General features: G+C 44.8%; 12 protein-coding genes. 9 read left to right on the forward strand and 3 right to left on the reverse strand.

What is annotated here, in order from left to right; translation table 11 throughout:
• Window positions 1-2: 2 nt before the first annotated feature.
• Complete coding sequence (locus ACLSSO_RS14780) at window positions 3-1,088, reverse strand: hypothetical protein (RefSeq protein ID WP_413943266.1); 1,086 nt, start codon at window positions 1,086-1,088, stop codon at window positions 3-5.
• A 201-nt stretch (window positions 1,089-1,289) separates the two neighbouring features.
• On the opposite strand from ACLSSO_RS14780, the gene ACLSSO_RS14785 reads away from it, so the two are divergent.
• On the forward strand, window positions 1,290-2,021 hold the full coding sequence (locus tag ACLSSO_RS14785; protein ID WP_413943267.1) for a hypothetical protein: 732 nt from the start codon (window positions 1,290-1,292) through the stop codon (window positions 2,019-2,021).
• A 72-nt stretch (window positions 2,022-2,093) separates the two neighbouring features.
• Here ACLSSO_RS14785 and ACLSSO_RS14790 read toward each other — a convergent pair whose 3' ends face one another.
• Entirely contained in the window at window positions 2,094-3,275 is a 1,182-nt protein-coding gene (locus ACLSSO_RS14790) for a hypothetical protein (protein WP_413943268.1), read from the reverse strand.
• A 99-nt stretch (window positions 3,276-3,374) separates the two neighbouring features.
• Between ACLSSO_RS14790 and ACLSSO_RS14795 the strand changes: the two genes are divergently transcribed.
• Complete coding sequence (locus ACLSSO_RS14795) at window positions 3,375-3,899, forward strand: hypothetical protein (protein ID WP_413943269.1); 525 nt, start codon at window positions 3,375-3,377, stop codon at window positions 3,897-3,899.
• Here the strand turns inward: ACLSSO_RS14795 and coaE are convergent.
• On the reverse strand, window positions 3,896-4,504 hold the full coding sequence (gene coaE / locus ACLSSO_RS14800) for a dephospho-CoA kinase (RefSeq protein ID WP_413943270.1): 609 nt from the start codon (window positions 4,502-4,504) through the stop codon (window positions 3,896-3,898). The genes ACLSSO_RS14795 and coaE overlap by 4 nt on opposite strands.
• A 65-nt stretch (window positions 4,505-4,569) precedes the next feature.
• On the opposite strand from coaE, the gene ACLSSO_RS14805 reads away from it, so the two are divergent.
• The 7 genes from ACLSSO_RS14805 to ACLSSO_RS14835 are packed head-to-tail and all read left to right on the forward strand — an operon-like array spanning window position 4,570 to window position 14,153.
• Window positions 4,570-6,540 (forward strand): protein kinase domain-containing protein, encoded by a 1,971-nt coding sequence (locus ACLSSO_RS14805; RefSeq protein WP_413943271.1) that lies wholly within the window; start codon window positions 4,570-4,572, stop codon window positions 6,538-6,540.
• Between the two features lie 39 nt (window positions 6,541-6,579).
• Window positions 6,580-8,361, forward strand: coding sequence for an AMP-dependent synthetase/ligase (locus ACLSSO_RS14810; protein WP_413943272.1), 1,782 nt, complete (start codon window positions 6,580-6,582; stop codon window positions 8,359-8,361).
• Window positions 8,362-8,378: 17 nt separating this feature from the next.
• On the forward strand, window positions 8,379-9,791 hold the full coding sequence (locus ACLSSO_RS14815; protein WP_413943273.1) for an AMP-binding protein: 1,413 nt from the start codon (window positions 8,379-8,381) through the stop codon (window positions 9,789-9,791).
• Window positions 9,781-10,797 carry a hypothetical protein gene (locus ACLSSO_RS14820; protein WP_295899499.1) on the forward strand — a complete coding sequence of 339 codons (1,017 nt, stop codon included), beginning with the start codon at window positions 9,781-9,783 and terminating at the stop codon, window positions 10,795-10,797. Before ACLSSO_RS14815 ends, ACLSSO_RS14820 begins: the two co-directional genes overlap by 11 nt.
• Before the next feature lie 8 nt (window positions 10,798-10,805).
• Window positions 10,806-12,149, forward strand: a complete 1,344-nt coding sequence (locus ACLSSO_RS14825; RefSeq protein WP_413943274.1) for a cytochrome P450 — start codon at window positions 10,806-10,808, stop codon at window positions 12,147-12,149.
• Window positions 12,146-13,312 (forward strand): MFS transporter, encoded by a 1,167-nt coding sequence (locus ACLSSO_RS14830; protein WP_413943275.1) that lies wholly within the window; start codon window positions 12,146-12,148, stop codon window positions 13,310-13,312. The genes ACLSSO_RS14825 and ACLSSO_RS14830 overlap by 4 nt, the downstream gene beginning before the upstream one ends.
• Window positions 13,296-14,153, forward strand: a complete 858-nt coding sequence (locus ACLSSO_RS14835) for a hypothetical protein (protein ID WP_413943276.1) — start codon at window positions 13,296-13,298, stop codon at window positions 14,151-14,153. The genes ACLSSO_RS14830 and ACLSSO_RS14835 overlap by 17 nt, the downstream gene beginning before the upstream one ends.
• Window position 14,154 lies beyond the last annotated feature (1 nt).

Consider the following 14,154-nt stretch of genomic DNA (forward strand, 5'->3'; position numbering starts at 1 on the left):
CCTTAAAAGCGGTACGCGAACTTAAATGTATAACGTCTGTCTTCTTTAGGTGTGTCAACTGTGCCGACCTCTTCGCCGTAACTCGCGACCTGCCACTGAAAACGTTCTGATGACAGTTCCATACCAGCAGTCCAATACCTTTGATTATATCCGGCACGGAAAAAGAACACATCTCCGAAGTTGAACTCCATCCCAGCATGAAGCAACTTCGCTTTGTCAGGCTCATCACCTGATGTTAATAAGCCACGGTACTCTACCGTCCAAGACGAACGAAGATAGTTTGTATGTATCGGAAAGATTGCGGCAGCGACATCTACATCTTGTTTTACCAGATTGGGACGAGTCGCTGTGTCTAATCGGACACCATGTGACTGATCGAAACTTGTGCCACCCACATCACGAACAACGGCTGTGATTGTTGGAAGATACTGCCACGGAGCCGAAAGAATCAAACCCACATCTGTTGAAAGCCCCACGCCTTCACTTGCGATGGAGCTGTAAGAAAGAGGCCCCGTCGAACTGAGCGAGGGATTGTCGACTTCGATACGATTGATCAGTTTCGTATTAAAGCCAAGCTTGATACGACCATCAAAGAAGCGAAAGTTGAATCCCAAAACAAACGCCAGGTCATTGCGATAGTAAGTATCAATTGTCGAACCATCGTTCGACATCTCCGCATCTAATAAATAGTTACCGTAAAGACCGATACCGAAATTTCTTCCAACGAAGGAAGGAAAAACTTGAGCCTTGGCATGATAGTAGGCACTTCGTTTTTTATCTAAAGCTGGAGCGACATCTTCAAGGCTGTAAGGATTTGCAAATGTCTTTTCACCATAAAAGCCTTGCGTTTGATAACCGAACTCCACCTCGGGGTCGATGATCGTACCATAAAAATCACGAAGTTTTCCAAGAGCGGCGGGATTGACCAACAAAGCCGTTTCATCATTTGTAACTGCAATACAAGCGCCGCCCATTCCAAGGCAACGAACACCTGAATAAAAACTGTGACGCTCACGCGCATTCGCATCGTAGGCAAATGCCATCACAAAGAAAATCTGTATGAGCGCGATCCACAAAATCCTTTTCATAGATACCTCGCTAAAGGTTTTCGAACTATATCGAAAAACTTATCGGCAGATCCCGGACTCATATTGAGACACTTTGAGAAAATACCGTCGAAAGACCAGCCATCTCAAAGGCAACACATTCCTATGCATTTATGAGTTAAGACCTACGTAGTAATTCCGATAAGTATTTATATCTATCGGACTCTCAGAAGGAGAAAGACAATGCAGTTCAATAAGGCAACAGCGACGATTCTAGCTATGAGTTTGGCAGCTTTACTTACCGGATGCGAAGCTGAGCAAACAGAAAAAGACATGTTGGCGGAAGCGCAGTTCTGCCTCGACAAAGCGACAGACTCTTCTTCTGCAACAGCCTGCATGAGTAAAATTGAAGGACTGACTTCGGAAAAAGCTTACGCCCTTCGCTGCGCAGCTGGATTTATCGGTGCGGAAGTCACAAGCCCGGAAAATCTTTCTAATGCTTTAAATGCTATTAATGGAAATGCGGGAGCTGCGGGAATGCTATCTGCGTTAACGTTTCCAAGCGTCAGCTCGATCAATTCCACATTCAGCGATTGCAATAAATCAGGAAGTGCCGGAATGAAGTTGATTGCAGCCATGGCGAAAAGTGCGACGACACTGGCAAGCATTGCACCAATGGGTTCTTGTGGTGCGGATCTTTCAGGCTGTGATACAGCCGAAATTACACAATCTATTAATGATTTAATTACGGGTCTTAACGCTAATGATCCTGATGCTGAATCCACCGTTACAACAATCGTAACTTCAATCCAAACAGTCTACACATCGACTTGCGGCTCTGGCACTAGCACAAACGATGAGATTTGCGGTCAGATTACTTCCGCAGTCTCTAACTCTGGATACGATATTGCGACAACAGATCCAGCTCAACTCGTTGCGATCGGTAAAGAGTTGCTACAAAACTGGAAGAACTAAATAAGCAATCTCCAAAAAAACAAAAAGCCCGCCTAATAAAGCGGGCTTTTTTATTTTCAATGTCTTTATATTCTAGAAATCCAAGTTCAAGCGAGTCGCATACACACGGCTTTCAATTGGCGTATTTTTCGTTCCAACGTCATCCGCATAACTCACAACATCCAAATTGAAGATCCCAAGCTCCGCCGACAATCCCGCTGTCCAGAAGCCTTGGCTTAGACCCACACGATACTGCCCTTTCCACCACGTACTGACTGTCCAATCGAATTCAAAACCTAAGTGAACGCCTTTTCTCCAATTGAAATCCGGATGTCCGAGGTCACGAACATCAAGAACACCACGACCACCAAAGATCCACATGGACGGGTATTCCCAACGAGATCCTAAATCCACCACACGATAAAGTTTTTCAGGAGTGCCATCCTGTTTTTCTTTATTAAGAAGTTTCATAGTTTGCCCGAATCCTACTTCGCCGACGTTACGAACGACGGCTCCAAATGTAGGACGCGCCAAACGAAGTACCGACCAAATTCCCGAATCAGGAAGTTCGGGTGTCCACAACAATCCTAAATCGGCATCCACCGTGTATCCTTCAAGTAGGTCTTCTTTTTTAACGATCTCACTGCTTTGAGCAAGATCAATGGCAGCAATAGGTTCACTAAAAAATCCACGATTCACAAACTTGCCAGTGATACCCCACGAAAGACGGCCATGATCAAACCAGTGAAGATCATCGCCATAGCCCATGGCCAAAGTGGTATCAGCATAAACTGTCGTGTTCAGCGTCGGACCAATCTGCTTGTGCATTGCTGTTTCAACGCTCAAATCTAAAGGAATAAATGCCATTCCCCAGTTAGGTCTGACCCAAACGCCCTCAAGTGGAGCCGCGCGAATTGAATAGACATCACCATAGTGTTTTTCAATAAGCTGTAAATAAGCTGTTTGCTTTTCAGACTCCGTCTTATTGGATTCTTCAATGTCTTTGTATTCATTGTAAAAATCCATCGCTCCCGGAGTTCCCGCAAAGCTCATGGAAAGATTGATCTGCCCGTCTTCTCTTCTCGCCAAACCTGCCGGATTGTAGAACAGCGCCGTGTAATCATTGGCAACGGCCACAAAAGCATCGCCCATTCCTAACGCACGTGGTGCCTGATAATGGTGATGAATGGTTGTGCTAATGCTTTCTGCTGATGCAACTGGTCCAGTTAACAGAGCAATAAGGCCTGTGAGGAACAACGATCCTCGCTTAGACATATATTTTTGCCTCCAAATTTTTCGTTAACTTGATTGTAGACATAATTTATACTTTGTCTTATGCGAGTTTTTCTTCCTCTCTTTTTTTTGACCTTGGTCTTGAGCGGTTTTGCCACATTGGCAGCTCCTCAAACAACGACCACTTTAGAAACGACACCGCTTTCTGCGGAAGATGATCCTTTGCTCGCAACCGTCACCCCGTCCATGATCAAGGACCGCCCTACTTTTTACTTAAACACTTCCGTGGGATTTGCGGGAGGAAACTACATCGAGAGCGACGAATATCATCAGGGACCGTTTTTAGCCTTACGCTATATTCCGATGAACGAATCGCTCCCTGTGTGGGATTATCAAGTTGAAGTGAACAAGGCGAATTTCGTCGGCATCTCGGTGGGACGGCGTTGGTATTGCTGCCCTGAAGAAACTTACATGCCCTATGTGCGAGCTTCGGCAAATATGTTTTTAGAAGGCTCTGGAGAACTGGGTGGACTTGTTGAAATCCGCCGTTTGCGACTTCGCGGTTCGATTGGATTTGGAGAAAGTTTTATCTCTGAATTTGGCGTCGGATACGCGATCACGGGGCCCGATATTTTTGCACAATTCGGTTATAATTTTTCCTTCTAAGTTTCTATTTTCTGATTCTCAATCCACGCCAGCAAACGGTCGACTTCTTTTAAAAGATGTTGCTCGTCGCGATTGTTGTGCAAAACAAAATCAGCTTCTTGCTCTTTGAACTGAATCGGAATCTGCGAAGCAATCCGCATCTCAATTTCATCTTCCGTCCACTTGTTGCGACGTAAAAGACGTTCACGCTGTTGTCCCTTTGTACAACTCACCACGATGATTCCATCAAACTGATCTTGAGCTTTGGTTTCGAAAAGCAAAGGTATGTCGTAAATAGCCAAAGGCTCATTCATTCCTTCAAGCAAACGACGGCGGCGGCGGGTTTCCTCTCGCACCAAGGGATGAAGAATCGATTCCAAGCGATGCAAAAGTTCCGGGTGACCGAAAACATGTTGTCCTAATTTGCGACGATCTAAAGATCCGTCTTCCAAAAGAAACTCACTCCCGAAAGCGTTGATGACAGACTTAAGTCCGGGAGATCCTGATTTCACAACTTCTTTGGCAATTTCATCGGCATCGATGACAGGAATGGAATGTTCTCTAAGCATACGGCTCACGGTGCTCTTGCCACAAGCTATACCTCCGGTCAGTCCTATCCATTTCATAGACAAATCTCCTTAAGGATTAGTTTTATTTTACCGATAGACTTCTCAAAGGGGAACAGGAATTCATGTCTCAGCCCGTAGAGCAGTTTGGTAAGTACATTCTTCTAGAGCGTCTCGCTGCAGGCGGCATGGCCGAAGTGTACCTGTCTAAGTCAACGGGAGCGGTTGGCGTCAATAAGTTTGTCGCTATCAAACGCATCCTTCCCCAATATTCCGATCATCAAGAATTTATTGAGATGTTTAAAGAAGAGGCAAAGATCGCCGTGAACCTGAATCACGGAAACGTTGTCTCAATTTACGATTTCGGTGTGGAAAGAAGCCAGTTCTTCCTTGTCATGGAATACGTGGAAGGAAGAAATCTTCGTCAAATTCTCAATGAGCTTAAAAAGTCCAACACACAATTCATCATCGAACAGATCGTTTACATGATGAAAGAAGTGGCTGCCGGACTTGATCACGCTCACCGCTGCATCGACGGCACAACGGGAAAACCTTTGAACATCGTTCACCGTGACATGAGTCCACAAAACATCATGGTGAGTTTTGAAGGTGAAGTAAAAATCATCGACTTCGGTATCGCTAAAGCAGAAACACAGCTCGAAGCTACAAAAGCCGGAACTCTGAAAGGGAAATACGGCTACATGAGTCCCGAGCAAGCTGACGGTCAAGCCATTGACCCACGCACTGATATTTTCTCTTTAGGTATCGTTCTTTGGGAGCTTTTGGCCAATGACCGTCTTTTCACTTCCAACAGTGAAGCGGCGATCTTAAGAAAAATCCGCGAGTGCCAAGTTCCTTCCATCCGTAAGATCAATCCTTCCGTTCCTCCGGAGTTGGAAAGAATTGTTAATAAAGCTTTGGCAAAAGATAAGAGCCTTCGCTATCAAACAGCGGCAGCCTTGCACCGTGATTTGAATCGTTTCTTGAATACGCAATACCCTGAGTTTTCTCCTCACGACTTCAGCGTTTTCATGAAGAACGCATTTTCTGCGGCCTTCCTTGAACAACGTCGCAAGCTTGTTGAGTTCGCAAAAATTCAAGGAAACAATCCGGAAGATAAAACCGTTGTGACACAGACGGATCTTCGCGGCAACTCAGCACCTCGTCCTCCTGCAGCTGCACCCGCAGCCGCAGAATCCAGTGATGATGATAAATTGAATCTGGATACTTCCACAGATATTCGCGTGAACCTGGATAACTTGAAGCCACCTCCACGTCCCACGGGAGCGGCTCCAGCCAACACTCATACGAATACCAACATCACGCAAACTCGCACGCAAGCTACGGGAACCTTTGCCTCAGGCAACAACACGATGACTCGCACTCCTTCTGGAGGATATGCGGGAACTCGCCCGGCTATTCCGAAGTCAGCGTCCTCAGCATCGTCGATAGAAAATATCACGGGCATGGCGATGAAGGCTGTGATCGGCTTGATCCTTATGATCGGTGGCTGGTGGGTATTTAATAATTTTGTTTCGAAAAAATCTCCTAACAAAGCACCGGCCGCTGTTGGGATGGCGCCAGTGACTTCCGGTGGAGAAAACCAAGCCAGCAACACCAACGGTATTCAACAAACGGATTTGTCTGCGACATCTCCTGAATACACAGTCACGCTTTACAGTAATCCAGACCGCGCTCGTGTTGTTATTGACGGCGTGGATACGGGTGAATTTACTCCCGCTCGCAAAACTGTGAAAGCCAACACGCCATTTAGCCTTCGCCTTGTTAAAGAAGGTTATACGGATTTAGTGACAACAATCACTCCGACTTATGAAGCTTATTCATTCACGGGAACGATGCAAAGACTTCCTCGTGTGGCTTCAGTCATCATCAACATTGTGAATGGTGGAGCTAATCCTGAACTTCGCATCGCCGGAGTTCCTGTTAACATCAAACCTTCCGGAGATGCTTATCTCATCCAAGCGGAAGTCGGTGTTAAGATTCAAGCACGCAACAAAACAACAGGACTTTCAGCAGAAACCACTGTCACAGTTCCTGCGGATCAACGAAAAATTTTAGACTTGTATTTGAAGTAATCCCCTTCGTTATACATTTGCAACTTGGGAGTTATCATCATGACGAAGCCCACCACTTTGGGACATTCTATTCTCAGCATGCGCGGTCGTAATCCCAATCACACCGCTGTGAAATTTAAAACCAATGGTTCATGGACTTCAAAAACTTGGCCGGAGTATTACCAAGATGTAGAAAATGTCGGTTCTGCCCTTCTGTCCATGGGGATCAAAGAAGGCGATAGAGTTGCGATCATGGCGAATACCCGTTACGAGTGGTCCGTCATGGATCTTGCGATCTTCGGTATCAAAGCGATCACCGTTCCTATTTATCAGAACAATACGGCCGAAGATGTTGAGTATATTTTAAATAACTGTCAGGCACGCGTTTTGGTTTGTGAAACTCGCGGCCCGTTGAAAATTTTCGAAGCTGTTAAAGACAAATGCCCGACGATTGAAAAGTTGGTGGTCTTCGAAAACACTTGTCCTAATCCCGATGCCATCACTTGGGATCGTGTGCATAAAATGGGACAAGACTATTTGGTTAAACATCCCGATCAATATCGTAGAACTTGCGAAACCATCGTAGCTTCAGACACAGCAACGATCCTTTATACATCCGGAACAACGGGAAGACCGAAGGGCGTGGTTCTTACTCACCTTCAGGCTTTCAGTGAAGTTTCAGAGGCTTTTCCTTTCTGTGGAGCCAAAGAAGAAGACGTTTCACTGAGCTTCCTTCCGTATGCTCACATTTTAGGCCGTATCGAACATTGGGGTCATTTGTATATTGGCTTCACAATGGCATACGCCGAAAGCTTAGAAAAGATTCGTGGCAATCTTACGGAAATTCGTCCAACTATCATGGTTTCTGTTCCGCGTATTTTTGAAAAAATCTATGCGGCTATTTGGGCGCAAGTACAAACACAGCCATTGAAGATGAAAGTCTTTAATTGGGCTCTTTCCATTGGTAAAAAAGTCGGCGAATACAAAATGAGCGGACAGATACTGCCTTTGGATCTTTTGGTAAAATACGAAATGGCTCGCAAGCTGGTTTTAGGAAAAATCACGGAAGCTTTTGGCGGTCGTTTGCGTTTTGCTATTAGCGGCGGTGCTCCGATTTCAAAAGACATCGCTTTATTTTTTCACTCTGCAGGAATTTTAATTCTGGAAGGTTATGGTCTGACAGAAACAACAGCGGCGATCACTGTGAATACACCTTTTAACTATCGCTTTGGCAGCGTCGGTCGTCCGATTGGCGAAGTGCAATTAAAAATTGCTGAAGACGGAGAAATCTTAGTTAAAAGCGACAAGGTGATGAAAGAATATTATCAGAATTCGGAAGCAACGAAAGAAGCTTTCACAGACGGTTGGTTTCATACGGGTGATATCGGTGAAATTCTTCCCAGCGGTGATTTAAAGATCACGGACCGTAAAAAGGATTTGATTAAAACGGCCGGTGGTAAATACGTGGCACCTCAGCGCCTTGAAGGCTTGTTAAAACTTTCTCCATATATCGCGCATGTGCATATCCATGGCGATCAGAAGAAATACATCGTGGCCTTGCTGACGATGGACCGCCCTTCCGTTGAACAATTGGCGAAAGAAAAGAATGTCAGCTACAGCGATTGGAATTCTTTGGTGAATTCTTCTTTTGTGCAAGATATTGCCCGCAAAGCTGTCGCTGATGCCAATGCGCAACTGGCAAGTTACGAGAGTATTAAAAAGTATTTGGTTCTTCCCAATGAATTCACGATTGAAGGCGGAGAACTTACTCCTTCTTTGAAAGTGAAGCGCAAAGTGTTGGATCAAAAATTTAAGGATAAAATCGAAGAATTATATGTTTAATACGACTTAGGGACGCCATGAATTGTGTCGAGCTCTTTACGCAAAAGGCAAAAGAACATCCCGAGCGGACGGCCATTTGGCTTTCTCCGACGGAGCAGATTTCTTTTGCCGAGCTTCTGCACCAAGGCGGTAAAGCCCAAGTCACCTTGCGAAAGATGAATCTCAAAGCTGGAGATTCATTGCTGCTTCTGGAAACTTTGACTCCCCAACTCTATGCGATCATTTGTGCTGCATTAGGTATGGGGGTTTCGGTCATCCTGGTCGAGCCGTGGATGCCAGTCACAGACATTGAACACGTTATTAATTTGGTAAAACCAAAACTTTTCGTCACTCGTTGGTGGGGATACCTCTGGGGTCTACGCGTTTCTTCCATTCGTCACATTCCCCGTTGGATGCACGTAACAAATCTTTTTAAAGAGTCGACTTCCGATTTCAAAGCGGAATCCGTCGATCCCCAGATTCCTGGCATTATCACTTTCACAACGGGAACTACGGGCAAACCAAAAGGCGTGCGCCGCAATCAAGGCTATCTCGTTGACCAGTATCATGCTTTGGATCACTCCCTCGGGCTTTCAAAACATGACGGTCCCGATATGACTTTGTTTGCTAACTTTGCGTTAGCGAATCTAGCAGCGGGCCGCACTTCTGTGATTGTGAATCCGAAATGGAAAAAGACTCAGCTTGAACACATCTTTGCCCTTCCCAAAGAACAGCAACCCGTGACACTGACAACGGGCCCTGCATTTTTGTTAGAGCTTTTTAAATATCAAAATATTTTACCTGAGCTTAAATCGATTCATGTCGGTGGCGCACTGACCGACACGTGGATTTTCAAAGAAGCTTTTAAACGCTGGCCCAAGTCTCAGTTTCTGCATCTTTACGGAAGCAGTGAAGCTGAACCCGTCGCTCACGCCGATGCGCGTGAAGCCGTTTCTTTTTCTGAAGGGAAAGGATATTTTCAAACACTTTTCGTCGGTCATCCGGCCTCTGAAATTCAATCAAAATTTGAAGACACGGGCCTTTGGGTGACAGGTCCTCATGTTTGCCCTGAGTACATTGGCAACGCGGAAGAAAATAAAAAGAACAAGCATAAAGACTCAGAAGGACATGTCTGGCATTCGATGGGTGACCGTATTGTCTCGGATGAAAAAGGCTGGTGGTATTCCGGTCGAAGTCAGCAATCTTTGGAAGATTTTGAACTCGAGCAACAAGTGTACGCATTTTTAAAATCCAGCAAAGCGTTTCTTCATAAATCCCGAACCGGTCTTTGCTTAGTCGGAGAAAATCTGAGTGGTAAAGAACTGGAAATTAGAAAAACATTCCCGGTCATTCAAGCCGTGCACGAAGCTAAAATTATTCGCGACAGACGACACCGTGCCCGTATTGACCGTTTACAAAGTTTAAAAAAGGCAGGTCTTCATGACCTTTAAAATCTTAGCTCGCTCTGAAACATCAGATAAATCAGCGTTCGACACTTTATTCGCGAAAACACCTTCTCTCTTGCGCACAACAGAGGAAGTCTTCGGTATGGCGCCGGAGGCTTGGACTCAAGCTCTGCTCAGTCGGCCATTACCATTCCCTTGCGAATTCTGGATCGCCACTGAGAATGACAACGTCATTGGACGCATTGGTGCGAACTTATCGCCGTTCTATAAGGATCACGGCTATCTTGGTTTTTTTGAAGCAAAAGATAAATCAACGGCGCATTCTCTTTTAGAGAAAGCCAGTTCCTGGTTGCGTGCAAAAGGTGTCAAAGCGGCAGTAGGACCTGTGAATTTAAACACTTGGCTTCCCTACCGATTCCGCACGGATTGGAAAGACCCACAGGTTTTTTCTTGGGAGCCAAACCATCCTCGTTCTTATTCTGAATATTTTGAATCGTTTGGCTTTCAAAACCACGCATCTTATCACACCAATGGATACACGGGCTTGAAAGATCTTTTCGAGAGCACGAAAGCGGACTACGAAAAAGCTTTGCAAAAAGGTTTTTCATTCAGACCCTTGATCGCAGAACAAATGCTGCAAAAAGATATTCCGTCTCTTCACCGTATTACGATGGCGGCGTTTCAAAAGAATTTTCTCTTTGAGCCTGTGCCCCTAGACTATTTCAAAGAATTCTATGTTCCTCTGGCTAAGAAAGAAAATTTAGAGCATGCTGTTTTTGCAGTCTCACCGAGTGGAGAAGATGTTGGTTACTTTTTCAATATCATCGAAAAAGACTATTTCGTACTTAAGACAGTCGGCATTGATCCTGTTGCAAGAGGAAATGGCCTTTCAAACGCCATGCTTCACCACTGTCTTATCACTGCCGTACCAAAGGGGTTGGAAAAAACGATCTCCGCCCTGGTGAAGGCCGGAAATCAAAGCGAGTCCTACGGTAAAAAACAAAAACACCTGTGGACGCACGAATACACACTTTACAAAAAGGACTTGTAAGGAACGTTATGAGCAAAGTACCAGGACCTTCATTTTTAGAATTTGCGGCGAACACTCATAAACTTATTTGGAATCGCTTGGAGTATCTTGAAGAAACTCATCGTAAATACGGCGAAATCGTTAAGCTTCCATTTGGTGTGCGCACAAGCTACATCATTTTTCACCCTGATTTGTTTCAGCAGATTTTGGTAAGTCACCACAAAAAATACTGGAAAGGCCGCACCTTTGAAAAAGCCAGTGGCTACCTTGGAAAAGGACTTGCGACCAGCGAAGGCGAAGAATGGCTGACACAACGTCGTAAAATGAATCCGCATTTGCATCGCGAAGCCTTAAGTGGACTCTCAGAGCTGATGGTTCATAACGTCGATAAAATGCTGGATCGTTGGGACGAAAAAAGAAAAAAAGGCGAATTGATTGAAGCCACTACAGAATTCCAGCGACTTGCAATGGAAATCGTAGCCCGTGCTCTTTTGGGATCTCAAGTTCCTGAAAAAGAAATCAACGACATCATCGAAGCTTTTAAATACGCGCTCCAATTTACGGTAGATCGCACTCTCAATCCATTGGACATTTCTGAGTCTTTGCCTTTGCCTTCCAATATTAAATTTAAAAGAGCCATGGAATTCTTAGACAGCGTCGTTTACCGCATGATTCGTGAAGAACGACAAAGAGAAAATCCCTCAGGCACTTTGCTTTCAATGCTTGTCTATGCTGAAGATCCTGAAACAGGCGCAAGAATGACCGACAAACAGCTTCGCGATGAAGTTTTGACGATGTTCTTGGGTGGAACAGATACCAGCGGCAACACAATGAGCTGGACCCTATATAATCTTTTTGCCCACCAGGATATTTACCAAAAGGCCGTTACCGAAGTCGATACGGCTTTGCAAGGGCGCTCGCCTGGCTTTATGGATTTGCAAAATCTTAATTACATCAAACGTGTGATTGAAGAGACTTTACGTCTTTATCCTCAGAACTACATCATGTCTCGCGACAACCTTGAAGAAGACGTGATTGGCGGTTACACGATTCCAAAAAATTCTACCGTATTTTTAGGAGTGTGGGTGGCGCATCGTCGTGGTGATTTCTGGGAAAATGCCATGACATTTAATCCGGACCGCTTTTTGCCCGAGAATCTTAAAGGGCGCCATCAACAAGTTTACATTCCGTTCGGCGGTGGCCCTCGTAAATGTATCGGCTTTCAATTTGCATTTATGGAAATGACCTTTGCGATGAGTCGCATTGTGCAAAGATATAAATTTGAGATCACGAATTTTTCGCAAATCAAACCAAAACCAACTTGGTCTTTATGGCCAGGTCCGACGATGGATATTAAAATCACACCACGATGAATTGGAAAAGCCTGACTCCCCTTCTTTTGATTGTCTTTGTCGACATCCTCGGAATGATGATGATCATTCCGCTTTTGCCGTTCTTTGCGATCAAATTGGGAGCCAGCGTCTTTGAAACAGGAATAATCACCGCTTCCTACGCAGCGATGCAAATCATTTTCAGTCCTGTATTAGGCCGTCTTTCGGACCGTTTTGGTCGAAAGACTTTGTTACTTTTAAGTCAGTTCTTTTTGGCGAGCGGATTTTTCTTTCTCGCTTCAGCGCAAACTGTTGGGTTTGTTTTCTTTGCGCGCATTCTTTCGGGCATTGGCGCCGGAAATTTATCCTTGGTGCAGGCTATGATTTCCGATTCCACAGCAGATGAAAATAGAACCAAAGCTTTCGGTCTTTTCGGTGCGGTTTTCGGTCTCGCTTTAACCATAGGCCCTGCCATTTCAGGAGCTTTGGCGAAAATCAATTGGTCTGTGCCGATTTATTCTAGCTTCGCGCTTTCTTGCGTCAGTATTCTTCTGACAACCCTCTTGCTTCCAAAAGGTCTTCCATCAAAAGGAAAAGGCCCGGCTTTGGGAAGCGTCATTAAAAAATTCATTATTCAACCACGTCCTCGCCAGTGTTTTTTACAGTTTATTTTCTTTTTCTGTTCGTTTGCTTTTCTGATTTCGGGCTTGGGCCTCATCATGGAAATGCGCTTTACCAACAGTCATGGAGAAAAATACGGCCCTTCTGAAATCGGTTATCTTTTCGGAGCTCTTGGTGTCATCGGCATCGTTATTCAAGGTTTTATGCTTCCGAAACTGGAAAAACGTTTTGGCGATAAAAATCTAAGTTCTACAGGTTTCATTCTTACATTGTTGGGCTACGTCGGTGTTGGTCTTTCCCAAAACGTTTTTTTATTTTTTGTGGCCTGCGGAGTTTTCGGTATTGGCAACTCTTTGATTCGTCCGACGGTGACCAGCCGACTGACCAAAAGCTTGCACAAATCAGAAGAAGGTTTGGCATTGGGTTTCTCCAATTCTCTTCAATCCTTGGCTCAAGTTTTATGTCCCCCTTTAGGGGCCTATTTTATTCAACAACAATGGGTTCCTCAGTTGGGTCTTCTTATGGCGGGACTTTCTTTATTAGGATATTTTGCGGGAGTAAAACAGTATGACAGCGTGGCTTAGTTTTATAAAAGAACGTTTGCCCTTGGCCTCTTATGCGCTGATCGTCGGCGGCTTTGTCATGACGGCGAAAGCCGTGACGCAAACACCATGGACGTGGGAACTGCTTATTCCTTTTGTCGGTTTGTTCTTTTTCTTTATTGAACTTCGTTTGATGGATGAACTGAAAGATTATTCAAAGGATGTGGTGGCTCATCCGCAGCGCCCTTTACCTCGCGGACTGATCAGTGTTTCGGCAATGAAAAAGGTTGTCAACGCAGGGCTTGTAGTGATGTGGGTTTTTGCCGGCCTTTCTTTTTTGCTCAATAGTGCTTCGGCAATTTCTTACGCCTTGACCGTTCTTTATCTTTATTTGATGTATAAAGAGTTCTTCGTCGGTGAAAGCCTTGCGAATAAACCGTTTCTTTATGCGTGCACTCATCAGATCATCATCGTTTTGCTTTTAGTCTATGCTGCAGCTTCTTTAAATCCAGAAGCCATTCATTCGGATTTGGCTTACCTTGCAGGCTTTGTGATCTTGGGATGCTTTTTTACTTACGAAGTCGCACGTAAAATGGATCCAAAGGCACATCCTATTCTAAAAACTTATTTGTCTGTCTATGGCAGAAAAGGTGTCGCAGTTATCCTTATCTTCCTGCAGCTTGTAAGCTGGATCGCCGCGATTCTGATGAAAGAACAAGTTGTTTTATTTGGTCTTATCGCGGGCTCCGCTTTATTGCTCCTATCTTGGTTTGCCTTTATGACAAACGAAGCAAAGTTCAAACTTGTCGAAACAGCAGGAACTCTGTGTCTGCTTATTAGTTTATATGTCATTCCACTCAGCCTTTGGCTAACAAGAGGTTAAT

The sequence above is a fragment of the Bdellovibrio sp. HCB-162 genome, from assembly GCF_047344985.1.
Classification (GTDB): domain Bacteria; phylum Bdellovibrionota; class Bdellovibrionia; order Bdellovibrionales; family Bdellovibrionaceae; genus Bdellovibrio.

Bases quoted from the DNA above. Each gene is read 5' to 3' on its own strand.
- ACLSSO_RS14780 (WP_413943266.1), bottom strand. From the start codon at position 1,088: ATGAAAAGGATTTTGTGGATCGCGCTCATACAGATTTTCTTTGTGATG.
- ACLSSO_RS14785 (WP_413943267.1), top strand. From the start codon at position 1,290: ATGCAGTTCAATAAGGCAACAGCGACGATTCTAGCTATGAGTTTGGCA.
- ACLSSO_RS14790 (WP_413943268.1), bottom strand. From the start codon at position 3,275: ATGTCTAAGCGAGGATCGTTGTTCCTCACAGGCCTTATTGCTCTGTTA.
- coaE (WP_413943270.1), bottom strand. From the start codon at position 4,504: ATGAAATGGATAGGACTGACCGGAGGTATAGCTTGTGGCAAGAGCACC.
- ACLSSO_RS14805 (WP_413943271.1), top strand. From the start codon at position 4,570: ATGTCTCAGCCCGTAGAGCAGTTTGGTAAGTACATTCTTCTAGAGCGT.
- ACLSSO_RS14810 (WP_413943272.1), top strand. From the start codon at position 6,580: ATGACGAAGCCCACCACTTTGGGACATTCTATTCTCAGCATGCGCGGT.
- ACLSSO_RS14815 (WP_413943273.1), top strand. From the start codon at position 8,379: ATGAATTGTGTCGAGCTCTTTACGCAAAAGGCAAAAGAACATCCCGAG.
- ACLSSO_RS14820 (WP_295899499.1), top strand. From the start codon at position 9,781: ATGACCTTTAAAATCTTAGCTCGCTCTGAAACATCAGATAAATCAGCG.
- ACLSSO_RS14825 (WP_413943274.1), top strand. From the start codon at position 10,806: ATGAGCAAAGTACCAGGACCTTCATTTTTAGAATTTGCGGCGAACACT.
- ACLSSO_RS14830 (WP_413943275.1), top strand. From the start codon at position 12,146: ATGAATTGGAAAAGCCTGACTCCCCTTCTTTTGATTGTCTTTGTCGAC.
- ACLSSO_RS14835 (WP_413943276.1), top strand. From the start codon at position 13,296: ATGACAGCGTGGCTTAGTTTTATAAAAGAACGTTTGCCCTTGGCCTCT.